Here is a 17,644-nt window from a genome sequence, read left to right on the forward strand (position 1 = left end):
CGAGGGCGATAGGGCTTGGATTCGATCCGCGTCGGCCCCGCGCCCGCGCGGGCGCGGGCGACAGCCTGATGAGACGCCTCGGCGACCTCGGAGAAGATGTTGCCGTTGACGATGACGCCCGGCATCGAATAGGCGGCGGCGCGCTCGGCGATGTTCTTGACGGCGGTCGAACGCGCCGTCGATGTCGACATGCCGTAGCCGTTGTTCTCGCAGACGAAGATCACCGGCAGCTTCCAGATCGCCGCCATGTTCAGCGCCTCGTGGAAGGCGCCCTCATTGTTGGCGCCATCACCGAAGAAGGAGACCACGACCTTGCCGGTCTTCATCATCTTCGAGGAAAGCCCGGCGCCAACGGCGATCGGGATGCCGCCTGCGACAATGCCGTTGGCGCCGAGATTGCCCTTGGCGACATCGGCAATGTGCATCGAGCCGCCACGGCCCTTGCAGTAGCCGGTGGTCTTGCCGAAGAACTCGGCGAACATGCGCTTGACCTCGGCCCCCTTGGCGATGCAGTGGCCATGGCCGCGATGCGTCGAAGTGATCTGGTCATCCTCGGCAAGCGGCATGCAGATGCCCATGGCACTGGCTTCCTGGCCGATCGACAAGTGCATGGTGCCGTGGATGAGGCCGCGCGTGTAGCACTCCTCCGCGCCCTCTTCGAAGCGACGGATGAGGTACATCTTGTGGAGCACCCCCCTGAGCTGCTCGGCGCTGTACTGGCGATAGACAAAGGGCAGATTGGCGCGACTATCGGTGACGGCTTTGCTGGCTCCGGCCATGATCACGCCCCCACGGACCCGTAGACGAGCTTGTCCTGGCGGGCGCGCAGTTCAGCGATCTTGGAGCCCGCTGCGGGAGCTGCATTCGCGTAGGTAATCAGCTCGCCCTTCCTGATCGGCGCGGTGACCGAGCCGCCCTGCAGCAGGCCGCAGGGTATGGCCTTTGCGGCCCGTGCCTCGGGCGCCGTCATGATCCAGGCGCGGTAGCAATATTCGCCGATCGCATCGAGCTTCTCGCCGGGCTTCATGTCCTTCTTGGCCACCGCGCAGACCTCGGCGACCGGTTTGGCCAGCGGCACCATGTCGGCCTTGCCGTAGAGCACGACGCGCGCGCAGGTCAGCGGCACTTCGAGCGAGGTCAGGTGATAGGGACGGTGGAAGGTGAAGTATGGTCCTTTACCCATCTTCAGATCTTCCATGCGCTCGGAGATGCGCGGATGCGACATGTCGGCGACGACGAAGACGCCGGGCGCGACACCCTTGCCGATCGAGTAGTCGACGACGCCGACCTTCGACAGCACGCCGCCGTCCTTCTGCGGCACCAGCACCTTGGACAATTCGCCAAGCGTCGCGGCCGGGCCGTGCATGCCGGCCTTGTCGGGCACCAGCCCGGTGGCGTTGGCGATCGCCGCCATCTCGACCATGGTCTTGGAACCGTCGACGAATTCGACCAGCATGCGCACATTCATGTGCCGGCGCCTTGCCTCCTCCTCATAGTCGGGGGGGATGGCATCGATATTGAGCGGATTGTTCTTGCCCTTGCCGGCGGCAACGATCGGGTGCCCCATGGCCGAGACGAACTCGATCAGCTCCATGCAGGAGGACGGCTCGTCACCGGCGCCCAGCGAATAGGTGACGCCGAGCCGGTCGGCCTCGCTCTTCAGGTAGGCGCCGATGGTGACGTCGGCCTCGACATTCATCATCACCAGATGCTTGCCATGCTCCATGGCGCGCAGCCCGATCTCGGCGCCGACGGCGGGGACCCCGGTGGCGTCGATGACGACGTCGATCAGATCATTGTTGATGACCAGGCCGGCATCGTTGGTGACCGCCACCTTGCCGGCCTCCATCGCCGCCGTCATCGCCGAAGCGTTCGAGACTTCGCGCGCATGCCCGGTTTCCTGGAAGGCGATATCCACCGCCTTGCTCGCGGCGGGCAGGTTCAGCTCGGAAATGGCGCCGATCTCGATGCCCGACATATGGGCGACGCGGGTGACGATGTCGGTTCCCATCTCGCCGGAGCCGATCAGGCCGATGCGGATTGGCTTGCCCGACTTGGCGCGTTCCTCGAGATCGCGGGCAAGACCCGTCAACGAAACATTGGAAGCCATACCGCTTATTCCTCCCACATTGCAGGCTTGTTCAATTGCCTGACGGGTATTGAACATATGTATTTCTGTCAAGACTAATGTCCATATTCTTGCGCTTTTTGACACCCTTTCGCGAGGCTCCGTGGACCAAAAGCCTTCCGCAGCCGGAGGCAGGCGCGCGGGACATTGCACTCGAACAGATAGCGCCGCGATATGATTCTTGGAGGCAGGATATGGGAGCTATCCCCGCCCGCGCCGGCCGCTCCGTCATGACCGGTGCCAGTCTCGGATTGAAGAACTCTATAGAACTAGACCAGGCGCCGACAGCACCGGGAAATCCTGGAAATGCACGATCACCCCGACCGGCCGGTCGCGCGCCTCTTCCAGTCTTTCACCCAGCCAGCGCAGGCGCACCTCGCAAAGCCTGCCCTCGACATGGCCGCTGTCCAGCGTGTCGAGCAGGATCAGGCGCGCCGTGGATTGAGCGCTTCGATCCGGCGCGCCTATCTGGCGATCTCCAGCAAGGACGAAACCAGCAGCTCTCGCTCGTCCTTCGACAGGACATCCGCGTCGAAGAGGTTCATGCTGCGCAATCCCTCGATGGCGAGATAGCAGACCAGCAGCGATTTGAGGTCTGGCGTCTCGCCCTTCAGCCGCTCGAAGAGCTGCCGTTTGAATGTCTTTATCGGCGTCATGAAATCGGGATCCTCGGCGATCGCCGAGAAAATCCAGGACGCCGACGGCTGCTTCTCCTCGCAATCATTGGCCGACAGCCTGATGTAGACGGCAAGCGTGTTTTCGTCTTTGTCATTCACGCAGGCGGTTTCCAGCGCCTGCTCGAACTCGCGCAGATAGTCTTCGACCAGCCCTTGCATCAATTTGGCCTTGGTCGGGAAATTATAGAGAAGCCCGCCCTTCGATACGCCGGCACGGCTGGCAACCGCTTCCAGCGACAGGCTGCCAGGCCCGGATTCCCGTGCGACATCGGCCGCCGCAGCGAGAATTTTCTCGCGCGAGTTCGTTCGTTGGGCTCTCATGGCGCCTCCCTTCGCAAGCTTAGGCCCAATTGACAAGACCGTCCAGACGGTACAGTAAGATCGCCATTATTTGAAATCGGGACCCGCAGTCGATATGTGTCCCGATGTCCGCGCTTCGCGCCGGATTTCGACTGAGGGGACTTCCTTGTTCAAGCGCATACTTCGTATCGTTATCATCATTCTTGTTCTGGCCGTGCTCGTCGTCGTGGTCGGCGGCATCGTCGGCTTCAACTTCCTGCGCGACAACGGCATCAAGCAATATTTCGCATCGATGAAGCCGCCAGCGGCAACCGTGTCGACGGTCATTGCCAAGCCGTCGAGCTGGACGCCGGGCGTCGAGGCCATCGGTACGGTCAAGGCGGTGCGCGGTGTCGACCTGACGGTCGAGACCACCGGCATCGTCAAGGACATCCTTTTCCATGCCAACCAGAAGGTGGCGGACAATGTGGTTCTGCTGCAGCTCGACGATGCCGTCGAGCGCGCCGATCTCGACGCACAGAAGGCGCAGGCCGCGCTCGATCAGACGTCGTTGGCCCGCGCCATCGAACTGACGAAGCGTGGCGTCGGCTCCGACTCGACGCTGGACACGGCGCGCGCGGCGGCCTCGGCCTCGGCGTCCCAGGTCACCAAGCTGGAGGCCTTGCTCGACCAGAAGCGGCTGACGGCGCCGTTCGGCGGCACGGTGGGCATTCCTAAGATCGATATTGGCCAGTATCTGGCACCCGGCACCGCAGTGGTGACGCTGCAGGATCTCGACACGATGCGGGTCGATTTCTCGGTTCCCGAACAGCAACTCCCGTTGCTCAAGATCGGCCAGACGGTTCGGTTGGGCTTCGGCGGCGAGGATATGCCGTTTGCCGGCGCCATTCGCGGTATCGACCCGAAAATCGACTCGTCCAGCCGTCTGGTGAATATCAGGGCGGAAGTCGCCAATCCCGACGGCAAGCTGACCCCTGGCCAGTTCGTGCAGGTGCGTGTCGAACTGCCCGAACAGCAGAACGTGCTGACGCTGCCTCAGACGGCACTGACGACAAGCCTCTATGGCGACTACATCTTCGTCGTACAGCCGGCGAAACCCGCCGAGGCAGCCCCTGCGCAGCCGGCCAAGCCGAACGAAAAACCCGCCGCGCCGGCAGCCGACAAATCGGCGGACGCCAGACCGACTGATACCAAGCCGGCTGACACCAAGCCGGCTGATGCCATGAAGCCGGCGGCTGATGCAGCCAAGCCTGCCGCCGATGCGGCAAAGCCGGCGGACAAGGCTGCTGGTCCGGCGGCGGACGGTGACAAGCCCGCGCTGGTGCTGTCGCAGGTGTTCGTCAAGCCGGGCCGCCGCAATCAAGGCATGGTCGAGATCGTCGAGGGGCTAAAGGCTGGCGACGAGGTCGTCACCGCAGGTCAGAACCGCCTCTTCAACGGCATGTCCGTCGTTGTGGACAACACCATCGACCCGACCAAATCGGCGAACAAGCAGGCCGACCAGCAATGAGCTTTTCCGATCTCTTCATTCGCCGGCCCGTCCTTTCGACGGTCCTTGCCTGCATGATCCTGCTCTTGGGTTTCCAGGGCATCTTCAACCTGTCGATCCGGCAGTATCCGAAGGTCGATGAAACGGCGATCACCATCACGACCGCCTATCCAGGCGCCAGCGCCGATCTGATCCAGGGCTTCATTTCCGCCCCGATCGCCCGCGCCGTCGCCTCGACCGAGAACATCGACTACGTCACCTCGTCCAGCCGCCCGTCTTCCAGCACCGTGACGGTGCAGATGAAGCTCGGCTCCAACCCCGATGTCGCGCTGACCGAGGTGCTGTCCAAGGTCCAGGGTGTGCGCGGCACCTTGCCGGACGCATCGAAGGACCCCGTTATCGTCAAGGGCACCGGCCAGCAGTTCGCGATGATGTACATCTCGATGCAGAATCCGAACATGACCAAGGAGCAGCTGACCGAGTATATCGAGCGCGTCATCAGGCCGCGCATGTCGACGGTCGAAGGCGTCGCCGATGTGCAGATCTTCGGTGCCCAGGAATACTCGATGCGCGTCTGGATCGATCCGATCAAGCTTGCCGCGCGCGGCGTGACGGCCTCCGAACTGCTGACGGCGATCAACAATTCCAACTTCCTGTCGGCCCCCGGCAATACCGAGAACGAATACGTCGTCTCATCGATCACCGTACGCTCGACATTGCAGACGCCGGAGGCGTTCGCCGAGCTGCCGCTGCGTTCGACCGACGGCAATGTGGTACGGTTGCGCGACGTCGCGCGCGTCGAGCTCGGCGCCGAAAACACCGACACCAGGGTCAGCTTCAACGGCAAGCCCGGCACCTTCCTCGCCATCTTCCCGACACCGGCGGCCAACCCGCTGACCACGGCGGCTGCACTCACCAAGCTGGTGCCGCAGATTCAGGAGACGCTGCCGAAAGGCATGACGATCGAGGTGGTCTACGACGCGACCGGGCAGATCAGCGCCTCCATCGAAGAAGTGTTCAAGACCATAGGCGAGGCGGTTGCCATCGTCGTCGTCGTCATCCTGTTGTTCCTTGGCTCCTTCCGCTCGGTGATGATGCCCATCGTCACCATCCCGCTGTCGCTGATCGGCGTCTGTTTCCTTTTGTTCGCGGTCGGCTATTCGATCAACCTTTTGTCGCTGCTGGCCATGGTGCTGGCGATCGGTCTGGTTGTCGACGACGCCATCGTGGTGGTGGAGAACATCCATCGTCACATGGAAGAAGACCACATGTCGCCGATGCAGGCTGCGTTCAGCGGCATGCGCGAAATTGCGTCGGCCATCGTTGCCATGACCATGACGCTGGCCGCGGTCTTCGCGCCGCTGGCCTTCACCGGTGGCCTGACCGGCGCGCTGTTCCGCGAATTCGCGGTCACCCTCGCCGGCTCGGTTGTGCTGTCGGGCGTCATCGCCGTCACTATCACCCCGATGATGTCGGCGCGCCTTTTGAAGTCCGGCACGCCAGGCCTTTTCCAGCGTATTGTCGACGGCGCCTTCGCGCGTGTCGAGCATGTCTACGAACGTGCGGTCACCGGCTCGCTGAACTATCGCCCATTGACGCTGATCATCGTGCTTGCGCTTGCAGGGGTGACCGGTTTCATGTTCACCAAGACCTCGACCGAGCTGGCGCCGGAAGAAGATCAGGGCTTTCTGCTCTCGATCGTGACAGGACCACGTTATGCAACGTCCGATTACACCGAGACATACGTCAATCAGATTCTCGGTCTGGTGAAGGACATTCCCGAGACACGGGCGCAGTTCTCGGCCGTCGCCTTCGGCGGCACGACAAACAGCGCCTTCGTCGGCTATGCCTTCAAGGACTGGGCGGAACGCAAGCGCAATTCGAAGGAACTGCAGGCCGACATCACGGCCCGTATCGCCAAAGTCGCCGGTGTCGAGGCCTTCGTCTTCGCGCCGCCGACGCTGCCGGGCTCCGGCGGCGGCCTGCCGATTTCCATGGTGGTGCGATCGACCGGCGCTTCCTCGGAGGTGTACGAGGTGGCCGAGCAGATCAAGAACAAGGCGCAAGCCTCCGGCCGCTTCATCGTCGTGCAGAATTCTATGGCCTATGATGCACCGGAAGTGACGGTGACCATCGACCGTGACCGCGCCGCTGCGCTGAACCTGCCGATCGCCGATATCGGCCGCACGCTGACGCTGCTGGTCGGCGGCGCCGAAGTGGCGCAGTTCGACCGCGACTCCAACAGCTACGACATCATCCCGCAGGTGCCGCAGGAATTTCGCGACAACCCCGACAAGCTCGGCGAATACTTCGTGCGCAGCGTAACGGGCGAGATGGTGCCGCTGTCGGCGGTGGTCAAGATTTCGACCAATGCGGCACCGGCGGCAATCGAGCAGTTCAACCAGCTGAATTCATCGACGATTTCAGCACTTCCGCTGCCCGGCGTCACCACTGGCGACGGCCTGAAGGCGCTGGAGGACATTGCCAGGGAGAGCCTGCCCGAAACATTCTTCATCGACTATTCCGGTCAATCGCGACAGGAAAAGGAACAAGGCAACACCATCCTGATCGCTTTCGCGGCGGCCGTTGTCGTCATCTATCTGGTGCTTGCGGCGCAGTTTGAAAGCTTCCGCGACCCGCTGATCATCATGATGGCGGTGCCGCTGTCGATCTTCGGCGCGATCGTGCCGCTCAATCTGGGCCTCGGCACGCTCAACATCTATACGCAGGTCGGGCTGATCACGCTGATCGGTCTCATCACCAAACACGGCATCCTGCTGGTCGAGTTCGCCAACCAGCAGCGTGAAATCCATGGCATGCGGCGGCATGACGCCATCATCGCCTCGGCCAAGGTGCGCCTGCGGCCGATCCTGATGACGACAGCGGCGATGGCGCTTGGCGTTGTGCCGCTGATCACGTCCAGCGGCGCCGGTGCCGCGGCCCGCTACTCGATGGGCCTGGTGATCTTCACCGGCATCCTGGTCGGAACCATGTTCACGCTCTTCGTGGTGCCCATGTTCTACACCTTCATCGCCAGCAAGGACCTGCCTCACCTTGCTGAGAAACCGGATCCCAAGCTGATGCCGGCACTGCCGAGCTAAGAGCAATTCCAGGAAAAGTGTGAAACGGTTTTCCGTCCGGAGATGCGTCAAAAATAGCTGGAAATAAAAAGAGGCCGGATCTTTCCGGCCTCTTTTTTCTGACGGTCGCTCCACGGCTTCGGCACAATAGGCCAAAGGCAGCGATCCCGTCAGGCTACTTGACGATGACGATGCTGGTGTTGGTCGCCCCGAAGGTTTCGACGAGCTGGTAGAAATCGGCGGCGTTGTCCGGATGCAGCCGCACGCAGCCATGCGAAGCCGGCTGGCCGAGGCGTTTGATCGCATAGGTCGCGTGCACCGCATAGCCGCCGCTGAAGAAGACCGAGTGCGGCATCGGTGCGTTGTCGTATTTCTTCGAGTACCACATCTCATGCATGCGCGTCGGCTTGAACGAGCCGGTCGGCGTCACATGGGCCCGGTCGCCGGTGGAGACCTTCCAGGCGAAGGTCGGGCGGCCGTCGACCGAGACTTCCATGACCTGCTGTGAAAGCGAAACGCGCGCCACGATCTTGTTGGCGGCGTGCGCGGCGCCCGAGCCAAACAGCAGTGCGGCACCCGTCAAGGCGGCGGCGGTGATGTTGATGAGCTTGGCGGAAATGGCGGTATGCATAATGATGTCCCCTCTCTCTGCCGGTCCCGGCCGGCTCCAATTCGATGGGCTGCTTATCCCAACGTCATGTTTCGAGCAGATTTCGCAAAATACTCGTTTGTGTTTCGAATCTGTTTCCACCGGTTAACAAACGCAGCCCTTCATAGAACCCGATACAAGTCGGTTCCGTAACCCGGCGGCTAGGCCAAAGTCAGGAACATGGGTATCCGCCTCTAAACGAAAGTGCGAATTACCGTTATACGAAGAAAAATCCGGCAATCTCGAAACCGAATTGCAACAAAGCGCGGCTTCGAGCGGCATGATCCGGATACGGGGCGCAAGCAAAGTTGACGCAACGAAAACAGCCGGTAACGAAACATGGGAACGAAATCGAACGCGCTGTCCTGGCTTCTCAGGATCAGCATCGCGGCAGCTGTCATTGGCGGCGTCGGCACGGTTGCCGGCACCCCGCTGGCAAGGCTCGGCGCGATGACTTCAGGCGAGATTTCGACGCTGCATGCCGCACTGTTTTTCGCCTTGGTCTGGATTGTCTCCAGCCTGCGCATTGCTCGGCTCAAGGCCCTCTGGCGGGTCGGTCTTAGGCTGACGGGTTTGCGCGGCCCCTCCGGCAACTTGCTGCCGAGAGGACCGAAGGCCCGCGCCGCGACGGGGGATTCCGTGGGCGGCGCGGGCACTTCGGGGGTGTCCTGAAACGATCCGCAACACGTTTCAATTTTGGGGAACTGCTACGATGAACACGAAATTTGCCGCTTCGGTGCTGTCCGCACTGCTCTACGCACAGGGTCTGCTCGGCTTTGCCGGGCTTGCCACCGTGCTCCTGAGGGACCGCGCCCATGCCAGTGAGCTCACCATGGGCGGCGACATGCCGGTGGGCCCATCACTTCTGCTGGTACGCTGAGCGCCGGGAGCATCGGGACCAGAGATGGAAAATCCGATGCCCGACAAAGGAGACTGCGTCAGCGCCGGACAATCAGTCGGCGAATTGCTGCGGCGGATCGAACCGGTAGCCGGCGCCACGTATGGTGGTGATGGTTTCGGTGTCGAGCTTGCGGCGCAGCCGCACGATGCGCGAATCGATCGAGCGATCGAAGGCGTCGGCGTTTTCCGCCGGTGCCGCGGCGATGATGTCGTCACGCGTCAGCACCTTGCGCGGACTGGCCAGGAACAGCCTGAGCAGCGCCACCTGTCCAGGCGAAAGCTGCTCTTCCGTGCCCGAGCGATGCATGACCATGGCCGACCTCAGATCGACGGTCGCGTTCTCCAGCACGATCAACTCCTGGGTGCCCCTGCCGCGTCGCGAAAGCAGACCGCCAACACGGGCGGCGAGCTCCCTGACATTGAGCGGGCTCTCGACGACGTCGGCCGCCCCAAGCTCCAGCGCCAGCACCTTGTCGACGAGATCGGCCGGCCGGCAGATCAGGATGAAATCCGGCCCGCCCTCGCCACCCCCGCCTTGGCCGCCATAACGCCGGAGCAGGTCCCGCCCCTCCGCCTGGCTGAGACTGTCGCCGACGACGACGACATCGATACCCCTTCCCGACAGCAGCGATTCGGCCTCCCAGGGCTGGCGCGCCTGATGCACATCGTGGCCACGCCGCTCGAGATGGTCGGCGAGTTCGGTCGCGACCACTTCGGCAACGGAAACAAGCGCGATGATCGATCGTGCGGCCATGTTTTCCAACCGTTCCCTGGCAACCGGATATGAGTGCTGGACATCATGTTTATACCCAATCTACTTTCCACTGAAAGTGGGAGCGCAAACATCGTGCGGGCAAGAATTGTCATCGTCGAGGATGAGCCCGATTTGAGGGATGCGGTCGCCGAATATCTTGGCGCCGCCGGCTATGACGTGGTCACCGCTGAAAGCGCCGCCGCCGCGCGCAGCCTCGTTGAAACGCAGTCGTTCCATCTCGCCATCCTCGACATCGCCATGCCCGGTGAGGACGGCCTTTCGCTCGGCCGCTGGCTGCGCTCGAAACTGCCGATCGGCATTATCTACGCGACCGCCGCCGGCACCGCGCTCGACCGTATCGTCGGGCTGGAACTCGGCGCTGACGACTACATCGTCAAGCCCTACGAATTGCGCGAGGTGCTGGCGAGGGTCCGCAGCGTGTTGCGCCGGGTTCCCCAGCCGCAGGAGCTTCAGGACAAGAAGGCCAGGACGGATCGCCGAGCCGTTGCCTTCGGCCCTTTCCAGGCCGATCTCGACGGCAGGCTGGTCACCGGCGCCAATGGCGCGGTGATCGACATGGCCAAGAGCGAATTCGACGTGCTGGAAGTTTTCCTGACCCGCGCCAACCGGCTGCTGACCCGCGCCGCGATTTCCGAGGCGATCGGCTTCACCGAAGACCCGGAATCGTCGCGCGCGGTCGACATTCGCATCATGCGGCTGCGCAAGAAGATCGAGACCGACCCGGCCAATCCGAAATTCCTGCGCACGGTGCGCGGCGAGGGCTATATCTTCTCGCTGCCGACCGGCGACGGCAACTGAGCCCCGAGGCCACAGGGTCGGATTCGCAGCCCTTGCTCGCCAATCGGATTGGCACGACTCCGGAATGACGGCAGAAGATGATCGCTGAAGCAGCAAGCACGGATATGCAAGGGTTCAGGCAGGGCGCAGCGATGGCGGCCGTGCGTGTCGTTCGCCGGTTGCGTGAGGCCGGCGACTGGCAGCGCGAGATGGACGGCATCCTCGAAACGCTCTGCCGAGCCATGGATTGCCAGCGCGGCATCTTGTTTCGCCTGCGCGAGCTGCCCGGCCAGGGCTTCGCCCAATCTGTCGCCGCCTACTGGATCGACCCTCTTTTCGGTGGCGAACTGGCGTCGCCGACCGTCATCATGCAGTCGATCGTCAATTCGGATCCGCTGCTGGAGCGGCTGGCCGAGGACGAACGGCAAGGCAAGATCTTCGCCGGGCATACGCGCGATCTCGAAGGCTTTCTGAGAACCGACTTCGAAAAGCAGAACATCAAGTCGTTCCTGTCGGTTTCGGTCTTCGCGCATGGCCATCTGTGGGGCACGCTGGCGGTCAATGACTGCGTCAACGAGCGCGAGTGGACCGACGAGGAAGAAGCGACGCTACACATCATCGCGCTCGCCATCGGCGATGCCATCGAACGCTCGCCCTCAGAGGCCCATGCCAGCGAGGTCATTCGCCGCACCATGCTGCAGGCCTCGCTCGACGCCATCGTCGTCATCGACGAGACCGGCTCGATCATCGAATTCAATCCGGCCGCCGAAAAGATGTTCGGCTTCCAGCGCAGCGACATCCTCGGCAAGGACCTGCTCGATACCATCGTGCCGATCTACTACCGAAAGGGTTATGCTTCGGGGGCCGAATACATGTCCGGCCGCGGCGCGCCAATGGTCGGCCAGCGGCTCGAGACGGTGACCCAGAATGCCGCCGGCGAAGTGTTCCCGATCGAACTGACGGCGACCGAGATGCGGGTCGCAGACCGTCGCTTGATCTTCGGCTCCATCCGCGACCTGCGCGACAAATTGCGCGCCGAGGAGGAGATCGGCCGCCAGCGCGAGAAGCTGCATCAGAACGAGAAGATGGCGGCGATGGGTTCGTTGCTGGCCGGCGTGTCGCACGAACTCAACAACCCGCTGGCCGTGGTGGTGGCGCAATCGACGCTGCTGCACGAATTCGCTTCCGACCCGCAGACCAAGGTGCGCGCCGAGAAAGTGCGTGCGGCCGCCGAGCGCTGCGGCCGCATCGTCAAGAGCTTCCTGTCGATGGTCCGGCTCCATCCCGCGGCACAAGCCGAGACCGACCTCAACCAGGTGATCAGGGCGGCACTGGAAGTGACCGCCTACGGCGCGCGCTCCAGCGGCATCATCATCGACACCGATTTCGCCACCGGCCCGCTGCTGGCCATGGCCGACGCCGACCATGTGACGCAGGTGGCGGCCAACTTCCTCATCAACAGCCAGCATGCGCTGGCCGGCATTGCCGGTGATCGGCTGATCAAGGTGCGGACGTTCCGCAGCGACCGGGGTCACCCCTGCTTCTCGGTCGAAGACAATGGGCCCGGCGTGCCGGAAGCGATCCGCAGCCGCATCTTCGAATCCTATTTCACCACCAAGCCGGTCGGCGTCGGCACCGGCATCGGCCTGTCGATCTCGAAATCGATCATCGAGCGGCACAATGGCAATGTCTGGTTCGAGGAAGTGTTGCCGAGGGGGGCGCGTTTCGTCGTCCAACTGCCCACCATTGTAGCCGGCCTCGCCACCGCCGGCGATAACCAGCCGCGATCGAGCGGCCTGCGCCACGCCTTGATCATCGACGACGAGCCGGATGTTGCCGGCTCGCTCTCCGATATTCTCGAATTGATGGGCATCAAGTCGCGGATCGTTCCTGTCTGGGAATCGGGCGCGGCCACCTTGGGCGGCCACATGCCGCCAGACATCGTCTTTTCGGACCTGCGCATGCCGGGCATCAGCGGCATATCGATCTATCGCGAACTGCTTGCCGAAAAGCCCGACCTGGCGCGTCGTTTCGTGCTGGTCACCGGCGACCTGATCGGCGCAAAAGCCGAAATCGAGGCCCTGCCGGCGCAGCAACGGCCGCAGATCCTGGAAAAGCCGTTCAGTACGCTGGATGTGCGCAGTGTGCTGTCCGCCATCGCCGAACAGGCGGCCTTGAAAGGATAAAAAAGAGGCCCCCGGGGGCGGGGGCCGAAGAAGAGCGCGCTGGAGGGAGCGCTCGGGGAGTTCAAAGCATGATCCCAAGTGGGAACCGGTTTCGGGATCAGGCTTCGACGAAAAATCAGAAAATATTCGGCGTGCCGGTCAACGGCGCGGCGTTGGCGATCATGCGGATCGCGCGGGTCTTGTGCGCTCCGGACTGCTCGGCGATGGCGCGCAGGCAATCGATGCTCTCGGCGCCCCAGGCCTGGCCCTTGCAGGCGAAGTCGGTCACCGGCATCGGCAGACGCGCGGTCCTGGTCGTCGTCTGCGCGCCCTCGATGAGGTTGGCCGGGGGAGTCAACGAAGCGAAGGCCGGCCCGATTGTCGGCGTAAACGCCATGCCGACGAAGGCGCAAGCAACCAGCACCATGAACATCGCCATGGGGTGGTCGCTGGCCCGCTGGCGCAGCGCCAGTTTCGGACGGCGGTCATTGCGCTCTGGAGCCTGAAGGCGGCACTCGCCGCGGATCGTCTGGATTTTCGCATGCATTGCCTTCCCCTTCGCTGAGTTTCTTTTTGGTGATAAATCGAACTTAGCCGCGCTTTGTAACAAGGCAACGGTGGTGCGAGACTGACAATGTAACGAGATTGAAACAATATTTCGGGCAAAATCGGGCAAAACCGGGCACGCTGACGCACTCATCATGCCGGCAGGCGATTTTCGGCCCAGTTACGGCCGACTATGCCGATCCGAATGCCTGTGAACCAGCGGACCGACCGAAGAATAGCGAAGCCATTTTCGCCCTCGGGGAAGCGTTTGTCCTGCGCTCTGTTCGCTTCGCAAAGTCGGGCCTGGACAGCATGCCCGAAACTCCGACTAACACCCGGATTCTCCGGGATTTTCCGGGTCGACAGTTGTGTGTATTTCGGCCTCGGACAGCATGGAGATTCCGGCACGGAAGCGGTCGAATTTTCACAAGCCATTGCATTTCAATGAGAAATATGCTTTTATTGAATAAGTATTCAATAAAAAGAAGAGACGTTTTATGAACCCGCACCTCCGCGACGTGGCGATCCCCAACGATTGGGACCGGCGGGGACTGCCGGGCTGGAGTTACCATTCGGATGCCCTTCTCGAGCTCGAGAAGGAGCATGTTTTCCGCAATCACTGGCAGATCGTCGGACATGTCAGCGATATACCAAATGCCGGCGATTACCTGACCATGGATGTGGTTGGCGAACGTGCCCTGGTCGTACGCGGCAAGGATGGCGTCGTGCGCGGTTTCAACAACATGTGCCGCCATCGCGGCAGCCGCGTCGTCGCCGACAGCCAGGGCAATTGCAAGAACGCGCTGGTGTGCCCGTTCCATGGCTGGGTCTACAATCTTGACGGCACGCTACGCGGTGCCGCACGCCCGCGTTCCTTCCCCGACCTCGATAAGACCGAGTTCGGCTTGATGCCGCTCGACCTGGAAGTCTGGATGGGCTTCATCTTCATCTGCTTCCGAAATGGCGGGCCACAGCCCTCGGTCGCCGAGCTGATGAAGCCGATCGAGCCGGAATTCGCGCATTACAACGCCGCCGACATGGTGCCCTCCTGGGGCATCTGGAGCCAGAAGACGCCGGTCAACTGGAAGTCGGTGCGCGATGTCGACAATGAGGGTTATCACGTCGCCATGGCGCATCCCGCCTTGCAGGATCTCTATGGCGCCACCTATTTCGACGAGCCCTTCATAAACGGCGTGTCGCGCTCATTCGCCACCTACAACCCGCATGCCGGCCGGCGCTGGAGCGTCAAGAACTACGTCAAGATCGCGCCCGAACCAGCTCATCTGCCCGACTATCTGAAAAAGGCCTGGGTCTATTACGGCATCTTCCCCAATGCGGTCATTTCGGTGATGCCGGAGTCGGTGCAGTTCTATCAGGAGTTCCCGCTGTCGACCGGGCAGACCCTGCTGCGCGGCGCCATCTACCGCTACCGCGACGAAAGCCGCGAACAGGCCGCCGCCCGCTACCTCTCTTTCCGCATCGACCGCGACACCATGTCGGAAGATGTGCAGCTCTCGGTGTGGTCGAACGAATCCATGCTGTCCGAAGCCTTCGAGGGCTTTTATCTCTCGGACCTCGAATACGGCGTGCGCACCCACCACGACCATCTCCGCAAGATGCTGCCGGTGCTGGGCTTGGAGACCGCGCCCGAGGAGAAGGACATGTGGAACTTGAACGACGCGCTGAGGTCGCGGTCGTAGGAGGCTTGGTTCAAAACAGATGCGGGTGTGGTGCCAAGCGGACGCCACTAGCCTCAGGGTTTGTTCGGCGGGCTAGATGCTCATACGTGATTTTCCAAGGGTCGCTCTCGGAAGATCTTTCCTCGCCGATCCAATGGAAGCTGTTGGCGGTGATCTCAGTGAAACGCCATCGAGTTTTCAGACCGCGCGAGTCATTGCCGAGTTGGACGATGTCCTTGCCGTCGGCCCGCCCGATCTGGCGCGAGTGGTCCCGGTTGAGCGGGTCGTTCCATATGATGTGCCAGCCATCGATCCCAGGATCGAAGATGCGCAAGGTCGTGCCATACATCGTGGAAGGCGCAGGGCGCTTGGGCCTGATCCAAACGTCCTGAATCGCGCGGCCTTCGAGCACCCAGCCAAAATGGCATTCCCCATCCCATTTCTGGATTGTGCCGTCGTCGAGGTAGTGGACCGTGTCCATTTCCCAGCTTCCGATTAGCCATCCATACAGACTCATGTCTTTTGCTTCGTCGGCTGGGGGACCTTCGGATCCGAGAGCGGTGAGAAACGGAGAAATCGCCATCGCCATACTGCCTTTCGTTTCCAGGTAGACGAACCGACCGCCGGCGCGGCCTCGCAGGTCGGCGCCGAAATATGCCGCCACAACTTGCAACGTTGCGGAGGCCGGGGCTTGGGGAAAATTGCTAAATGTCGAGCTGGCCAGCAAGGCGAGCCTGCCAATGAGCCGAACCGCCTGGGCATTCGCGGCGCTGGGCGAGCCGCGAGCTGGAGGCGTCTCGTACGGGAACGGTCCGGTCGCATGGTTGTCATGCTAGGGACCGTCCAGGAGAGGCGCGAGAATCGCGTCTTCATTCCAGCTTGAGTTCCTTGCCCCACTGCGCGGGGGAGGAACTCAAGTCTTGGAAGCTCAGCCCCGCCACACACCTTCCCGGCGCAAATCATCCATCGTCCTCGAAATGCCTTCCCGCAGAATGCCGACCATGTCGTCGATCTGCTCGCGGGTGATGACCAGCGGCGGCGACATCACGCACATGTTGATCAGCGGCCGCACCAGCAGGCCGAGCTCATGGCAATGGGCGTCGATGCGTTTTCCCACATCCTTGTCGAGCTGCAGCGGGTCCTTGCTTTCGCGGTCCGCCACGCACTCGACGCAACCCATCAGGCCGAGGCCTCGCACCTCGCCGACCAGCGGCAATTCTTCCAGTGTCTTTAGCTGCGCCTGGAAGTAAGGCGCGACCGCATGCGTGTGGGCAAGCACGCCCTCTTCCAGCAGATCGAGGTTCTTCAACGCCACGGTACAGCCGATGGGATGGCTGGTGTAGGTCAGGCCATGGCCGAACATCGCATCGGGATGGTTCGAGCGCCGCAGCTCTTCCAGCAGCCGCTCCGAGATGATGACGCCGCCGAGCGGGAAATAGCCCGAGGTGACGCCCTTGGCGAAGGTGATCATGTCAGGATCGATGCCGAACATGTCGCCCGAGGCAAAGACGTGACCAAGTCGGCCGAAGGCCGTCACCACCTCGTCGGAGACATAGAGGATGTCGTTGTCGCGGCAGATCTGGCGGATCCGCTTGAGATAGTCGTCTGGCGGCACGACGACACCGCCGGATGCCTGCACTGGCTCGCCGACGAAGGCGCCGATCTTGTCGGCGCCGACACGGGCGACCGTGTCGCGGAATTGATCGACCAGGAAATCGGTGAAGGCGGCTAGGCTCATGCCGTGCGGACGGCGGAACGGATCGGGCGAAGACAGCTTGATCACCAGTTCGTCGGCGCCGTCCATCCAGTCTCGGTCGCGCGGACGGCCGTTGAGCGAGGCCGACAGATAGGTCGAGCCGTGATAGGCGCCGCCGCGGCTCAGGATCAGCTTCTTTTCCGGCCGGCCGCGCACATTGTTGTAGAACTGCATGAAGCGCAGCGCCGTCTCGACGGCCGAAGAGCCGCCGGTGGTGTAGAAGACATGGCTGAGATCGCCTGGCGCGTGGCCGGCGATGCGCCTGGCAAGTTCCGCCGACGGCGCGTTCATCGTGTACCACGGCGTGTTGTAGGACAGCGCCATCGCCTGGTCGTACATCACCTTGGCGAGTTCCTCGCGGCGGTGGCCGACATTGACGCACCACATGCCGGCCGGCCCGTCGATCAGTCGTTTGCCGGTGCTGTCGGTGATGTAGATGCCGTCGCCTTCGCCGATCAGCGCGCGCGCCTCAGCGCCGACTGAGCCGGCGAACGGCCAGGGCTGGATGAGATGGTGCTTGGCCAGTTCGACGGCATCGTCGCCGGGCTCCGCGCCGGCCATCCCGTTTGCCTTCAGGTCTCTTGCCGCAGCCATTGTCGCCTCACATGCCTCACAGAATTTCATCGGTCATGAAATGAGATGCCAAGTATCGGAAACAGCGGCTTTCTTCACTTCATATTGAATGTTCGTTCAATCAATATTGCAGAATTAGCGCTTGATTTC

The 17,644-nt window shown here is 62.4% G+C and carries 15 protein-coding genes; 7 read left to right on the forward strand and 8 right to left on the reverse strand.

The genetic code is table 11. The features are described from left to right. The 3 genes from NKJ06_RS11725 to NKJ06_RS11735 all read right to left on the reverse strand — a co-directional run. Nucleotides 1-779: thiamine pyrophosphate-dependent dehydrogenase E1 component subunit alpha (locus tag NKJ06_RS11725; RefSeq protein ID WP_352809831.1), on the reverse strand; the 779-nt coding region annotated here is incomplete at its 3' end. Between the two features lie 2 nt (nt 780-781). Then, nucleotides 782-2,110 carry an NAD(P)H-dependent oxidoreductase gene (locus NKJ06_RS11730; RefSeq protein ID WP_352633332.1) on the reverse strand — a complete coding sequence of 443 codons (1,329 nt, stop codon included), beginning with the start codon at nt 2,108-2,110 and terminating at the stop codon, nt 782-784. 482 nt (nt 2,111-2,592) lie between these two features. Then, nucleotides 2,593-3,126: a TetR/AcrR family transcriptional regulator gene (locus tag NKJ06_RS11735; protein WP_352633333.1), complete on the reverse strand. Its 534-nt coding sequence runs from the start codon at nt 3,124-3,126 to the stop codon at nt 2,593-2,595. Between the two features lie 145 nt (nt 3,127-3,271). Between NKJ06_RS11735 and NKJ06_RS11740 the strand changes: the two genes are divergently transcribed. Together NKJ06_RS11740 and NKJ06_RS11745 are read left to right on the forward strand one after the other, a co-directional pair. Next, on the forward strand, nt 3,272-4,615 hold the full coding sequence (locus NKJ06_RS11740) for an efflux RND transporter periplasmic adaptor subunit (RefSeq protein WP_352633334.1): 1,344 nt from the start codon (nt 3,272-3,274) through the stop codon (nt 4,613-4,615). Beyond that, nucleotides 4,612-7,695, forward strand: a complete 3,084-nt coding sequence (locus tag NKJ06_RS11745) for an efflux RND transporter permease subunit (protein ID WP_352633335.1) — start codon at nt 4,612-4,614, stop codon at nt 7,693-7,695. Before NKJ06_RS11740 ends, NKJ06_RS11745 begins: the two co-directional genes overlap by 4 nt. A gap of 154 nt (nt 7,696-7,849) precedes the next feature. On the opposite strand, the gene NKJ06_RS11750 is transcribed toward NKJ06_RS11745, so the two are convergent. Further along, on the reverse strand, nt 7,850-8,305 hold the full coding sequence (locus NKJ06_RS11750; protein WP_352633336.1) for a L,D-transpeptidase: 456 nt from the start codon (nt 8,303-8,305) through the stop codon (nt 7,850-7,852). A 357-nt stretch (nt 8,306-8,662) separates the two neighbouring features. Between NKJ06_RS11750 and NKJ06_RS11755 the strand changes: the two genes are divergently transcribed. Further along, nucleotides 8,663-8,995: a hypothetical protein gene (locus NKJ06_RS11755; RefSeq protein WP_352633337.1), complete on the forward strand. Its 333-nt coding sequence runs from the start codon at nt 8,663-8,665 to the stop codon at nt 8,993-8,995. Between the two features lie 40 nt (nt 8,996-9,035). Then, nucleotides 9,036-9,203, forward strand: coding sequence for a hypothetical protein (locus tag NKJ06_RS11760; protein ID WP_023757353.1), 168 nt, complete (start codon nt 9,036-9,038; stop codon nt 9,201-9,203). Nucleotides 9,204-9,275: 72 nt separating this feature from the next. Here the strand turns inward: NKJ06_RS11760 and NKJ06_RS11765 are convergent, their stop codons facing one another. Further along, nucleotides 9,276-9,977 (reverse strand): winged helix-turn-helix domain-containing protein, encoded by a 702-nt coding sequence (locus NKJ06_RS11765; RefSeq protein WP_352633338.1) that lies wholly within the window; start codon nt 9,975-9,977, stop codon nt 9,276-9,278. 45 nt (nt 9,978-10,022) lie between these two features. Between NKJ06_RS11765 and NKJ06_RS11770 the strand changes: the two genes are divergently transcribed. Together NKJ06_RS11770 and NKJ06_RS11775 are read left to right on the forward strand one after the other, a co-directional pair. Beyond that, nucleotides 10,023-10,796, forward strand: a complete 774-nt coding sequence (locus tag NKJ06_RS11770; RefSeq protein ID WP_352633339.1) for a response regulator — start codon at nt 10,023-10,025, stop codon at nt 10,794-10,796. Nucleotides 10,797-10,873: 77 nt separating this feature from the next. Then, on the forward strand, nt 10,874-12,961 hold the full coding sequence (locus NKJ06_RS11775) for an ATP-binding protein (protein WP_352633340.1): 2,088 nt from the start codon (nt 10,874-10,876) through the stop codon (nt 12,959-12,961). A gap of 115 nt (nt 12,962-13,076) precedes the next feature. Here the strand turns inward: NKJ06_RS11775 and NKJ06_RS11780 are convergent, their stop codons facing one another. After that, on the reverse strand, nt 13,077-13,487 hold the full coding sequence (locus tag NKJ06_RS11780; protein ID WP_352633341.1) for a hypothetical protein: 411 nt from the start codon (nt 13,485-13,487) through the stop codon (nt 13,077-13,079). A gap of 496 nt (nt 13,488-13,983) precedes the next feature. On the opposite strand from NKJ06_RS11780, the gene NKJ06_RS11785 reads away from it, so the two are divergent. Then, nucleotides 13,984-15,186 (forward strand): aromatic ring-hydroxylating oxygenase subunit alpha, encoded by a 1,203-nt coding sequence (locus NKJ06_RS11785; protein ID WP_352633342.1) that lies wholly within the window; start codon nt 13,984-13,986, stop codon nt 15,184-15,186. 10 nt (nt 15,187-15,196) lie between these two features. On the opposite strand, the gene NKJ06_RS11790 is transcribed toward NKJ06_RS11785, so the two are convergent. Both NKJ06_RS11790 and NKJ06_RS11795 read right to left on the reverse strand, forming a co-directional pair. After that, complete coding sequence (locus NKJ06_RS11790; protein WP_352633343.1) at nt 15,197-15,892, reverse strand: hypothetical protein; 696 nt, start codon at nt 15,890-15,892, stop codon at nt 15,197-15,199. Nucleotides 15,893-16,093: 201 nt separating this feature from the next. Further along, the gene (locus tag NKJ06_RS11795) at nt 16,094-17,515 is read right to left on the reverse strand and encodes an aminotransferase (protein WP_352633344.1); all 1,422 of its coding nucleotides are present in this window, start codon (nt 17,513-17,515) and stop codon (nt 16,094-16,096) included. Between the last annotated feature and the right edge of the window lie 129 nt (nt 17,516-17,644).

It is taken from the genome of Mesorhizobium sp. M0293 (genome assembly GCF_040321735.1).
Taxonomy (GTDB): Bacteria; Pseudomonadota; Alphaproteobacteria; order Rhizobiales; family Rhizobiaceae; genus Mesorhizobium.

Bases quoted from the DNA above. Each gene is read 5' to 3' on its own strand.
- NKJ06_RS11750 (WP_352633336.1), bottom strand. From the start codon at position 8,305: ATGCATACCGCCATTTCCGCCAAGCTCATCAACATCACCGCCGCCGCC.
- NKJ06_RS11770 (WP_352633339.1), top strand. From the start codon at position 10,023: ATGTTTATACCCAATCTACTTTCCACTGAAAGTGGGAGCGCAAACATC.
- NKJ06_RS11765 (WP_352633338.1), bottom strand. From the start codon at position 9,977: ATGGCCGCACGATCGATCATCGCGCTTGTTTCCGTTGCCGAAGTGGTC.
- NKJ06_RS11760 (WP_023757353.1), top strand. From the start codon at position 9,036: ATGAACACGAAATTTGCCGCTTCGGTGCTGTCCGCACTGCTCTACGCA.
- NKJ06_RS11780 (WP_352633341.1), bottom strand. From the start codon at position 13,487: ATGCATGCGAAAATCCAGACGATCCGCGGCGAGTGCCGCCTTCAGGCT.
- NKJ06_RS11745 (WP_352633335.1), top strand. From the start codon at position 4,612: ATGAGCTTTTCCGATCTCTTCATTCGCCGGCCCGTCCTTTCGACGGTC.
- NKJ06_RS11795 (WP_352633344.1), bottom strand. From the start codon at position 17,515: ATGGCTGCGGCAAGAGACCTGAAGGCAAACGGGATGGCCGGCGCGGAG.
- NKJ06_RS11755 (WP_352633337.1), top strand. From the start codon at position 8,663: ATGGGAACGAAATCGAACGCGCTGTCCTGGCTTCTCAGGATCAGCATC.
- NKJ06_RS11785 (WP_352633342.1), top strand. From the start codon at position 13,984: ATGAACCCGCACCTCCGCGACGTGGCGATCCCCAACGATTGGGACCGG.
- NKJ06_RS11735 (WP_352633333.1), bottom strand. From the start codon at position 3,126: ATGAGAGCCCAACGAACGAACTCGCGCGAGAAAATTCTCGCTGCGGCG.
- NKJ06_RS11730 (WP_352633332.1), bottom strand. From the start codon at position 2,110: ATGGCTTCCAATGTTTCGTTGACGGGTCTTGCCCGCGATCTCGAGGAA.
- NKJ06_RS11775 (WP_352633340.1), top strand. From the start codon at position 10,874: ATGATCGCTGAAGCAGCAAGCACGGATATGCAAGGGTTCAGGCAGGGC.